General features: G+C 31.7%; 1 protein-coding gene. It reads left to right on the top strand.

The genetic code is table 11. From position 1 onward, the window contains the following. Nucleotides 1-188 precede the first annotated feature (188 nt). On the top strand, nucleotides 189-2,738 hold the full coding sequence (locus Cyrtocomes_RS05840; RefSeq protein ID WP_322498250.1) for a hypothetical protein: 2,550 nt from the start codon (nucleotides 189-191) through the stop codon (nucleotides 2,736-2,738). Nucleotides 2,739-2,833: the final 95 nt, after the last annotated feature.

Raw genomic sequence — 2,833 nt, forward strand, 5'->3', positions numbered from 1 at the left:
GAAACAACCTTTTATCCATCTAAATACCATATTTATCGCCTCCAATATAATATTGCATCTTTTCCATTATTTGGCAAAACCTTTGTTAACAGTGCCTAAACCTCTCTCAAGAGCTTTCCCTTCCAGAAGCTCTACTATTCAATATAGGGTATGGAATAGAACGCTGTAAATCATATATTCAGAGTATCATGCATTATGTACCACTCTATGTACCGGAAAGAGCATTTGCCTGGGATGATGCAATTCAGAATGAGCGGATCTTATCTTATGATGAGGAAGAGATAATTACAACAACAAGCGGTAATAACCCTTTAGGTGATGGAGAAAATGTTGTAAAAAAATTTAGTAAAACAAAGGAAGATGGGTTGAAAAATTATAAAACAGTAACAGAGCAAATTCACAGAGATTTTGATATTAACGAATTAAAAACAGATCCCAAATCAATACTTGAGACAGAACAGCAATTTGGCAATACTAAAATCACAAATGAATCAAGCAATCCTGAGTTACGTACGTTAGGAATGTTGTATAAACATGATAGGGAACAAAAAGCTCTCAATTATTTGGCTAGTATCAAAAATCAAAATCTTGATAATTATTTTGAAGGCTTTAATCAAAGTGAAAAAAATGATTTAACTGCATTTATTAATGGAGAGAAGAATTTCTCAGATATTAGTGCGGAAGCTAAAAGCGCTTTAACAAAACACCTTGATGAAGTGAGTAGATTTGATATCTCAAATCATATTGCTTCTAATTTCTTTGTAGTTGAAAACTCTATTGAATTGAGAGAAGCTCTATTAGATAAGGTTTCGGAGCATGTTGTACAGGCAGCTTCTTTGAAACTTCAACCTGATTCCAGGCATCAAGACGCATCAGAATTTTTGGAAGCATTATTCTTAAATATATTTGACCCACATGAGCAGAAAAGTACAGTCTCTGTAGCTGATCTAAACAAGCAAATTTATTACAAAGAAAAGGAGTCCAAGAAAGAGGGTGTGGCTATAATAAAAATACCAATACAATCAGGTTTAAACGATTTTAATACACTTTTTGAAGAGACAAAAAAGAGCAAATCGGTGAATGATAACGTGGAGTTTGAATTACGTAACGAAGAAAAAAAGGACAAAATCCCTGCAAACCAAAAAATTGACTGGGAAATTGGTGAAGATGTGGAGGAGATATGCTTCAGTATAAATCGCTTTATAAATAAAGCAAAAGAATGTGCGGATGGTACAATATATGCTAAGCTGGAGAAATTAGAAAGCAAGATAACGTTTAATAATATTAGTATTAATAACGAGGAATATGAAATAACCGCGTTTATACGTCATACTGGAAGTCTATATGCTGGCCATTATATGACGTATGTAAAAGAAAAGGATGAGCAATGGTATTGCTATGACGATCAACATTACGGAAAAGACAGTAAATCTGGAACAAAAGTTGATAGTACTGAATTAGAACTTGCTATGGAAGATGCCTATATTGTTAAATATTCAAAAAAAGGTGATGTCGAGTTATTGCCAGGTCAACAAGATCTCATTGAGAACGATACAGGTGCGAGATGTTGGTTAAATTCTTCAGTAATTTTTACAAAATCTTTTACAACCGCTTTATCTAGTGTAGAAAATTTTATCAATCAAAATTCACGTTTCAGTTCTGAAGAAACTAATGCATTGCTAAAAGAGATAAAATTTTCTTTTGTAGCGCAACAAGACAAAGATTCCGAGGCAGTTAATGTTACACAATTGAAAGGAGGTGGTGATATTGATATCCAATTAAATAATTCATATTTTCTATCTAAATTACAACAAAAACTAGATGATATTGGCAGCAGTGCTCTAATTGAAGATTGGGTCTCGAGTGAGAAAATTTTACAGTATCTGAAACTTAAATTATCAAATGAAGAAACGGTTTTAGTATCTGATAAGGTGTGGAACTCTGAATTTATTACAGATTTTCCTGACATGAAGTTTAATCAATTTATGTATGACGCTAAATTAGAAAAATTTGTTCTGCCTGTATCAGAAAATGCGCATTTTGTAGGTATGATTTTTGAAAAAAAAGATCAAGATAAAATTGTTGTAAAATTTTTTAATCCAACTTCTTCAAAAGATAAAAAAGAGAGAGTAATTGAAGCTTGGAATAAAATAAGAGCAATTAATAAAGATACTCAAGTAAGTGATTTTCAAGAATATTATCACTTTGATGATGAAGACACCAAGGGTAATATTAAAAGCTTAATTGAAATTTTTCAACAAAATACAAAGTTTCATTTTCAAGAGTGCTCTAATATCTCGTGTAACCAGCAAAAAAGTACTAATGACTGTGGATATATTGTTGGGCAGACCCTATACGATTTGGCAATTGGCAATGATATTTCTATCAAATCATTTGATCAAGATATAGAAGCTAACGCATTAGCTATAGCACAAACAAGAAACGATTTTATACAAATATTGCCAAAAACATTAGTTAGTAGCTACTGCTATAGGATTGCAGAGGCAATAATAAATGAGCAAGACATAAAAGATTTTTTTATAGATAGAGGTAGTTTTCAAAAGTTAAATGAAAAAGGATTGCTTGGAAACATTAGCTTATCTCAATGGAATACAATAGCTAATATAATTGAACATTCTTCAAGTAATGACATGGCTGCAAAGTTAGAAGGATCTTGTAATGAGGAAGTACTTCGTGACATTATTAAAAATATAATCGCCATAAATGTTGGAGTTTAGGCACTGTTAACAAAGGTTTTGCCAAATAATGGAAAAGATGCAATATTATATTGGAGGCGATAAATATGGTATTTAGATGGATAAAAGGTTGTTTC

It is taken from the genome of Candidatus Cyrtobacter comes, from assembly GCF_034470605.1.
Taxonomy (GTDB): domain Bacteria; phylum Pseudomonadota; class Alphaproteobacteria; order Rickettsiales; family Midichloriaceae; genus Cyrtobacter; species Cyrtobacter comes.

Excerpts from the sequence above, each read along its gene's own strand:
- Cyrtocomes_RS05840 (WP_322498250.1), top strand. The coding sequence starts at position 189 with ATGCATTATGTACCACTCTATGTACCGGAAAGAGCATTTGCCTGGGAT.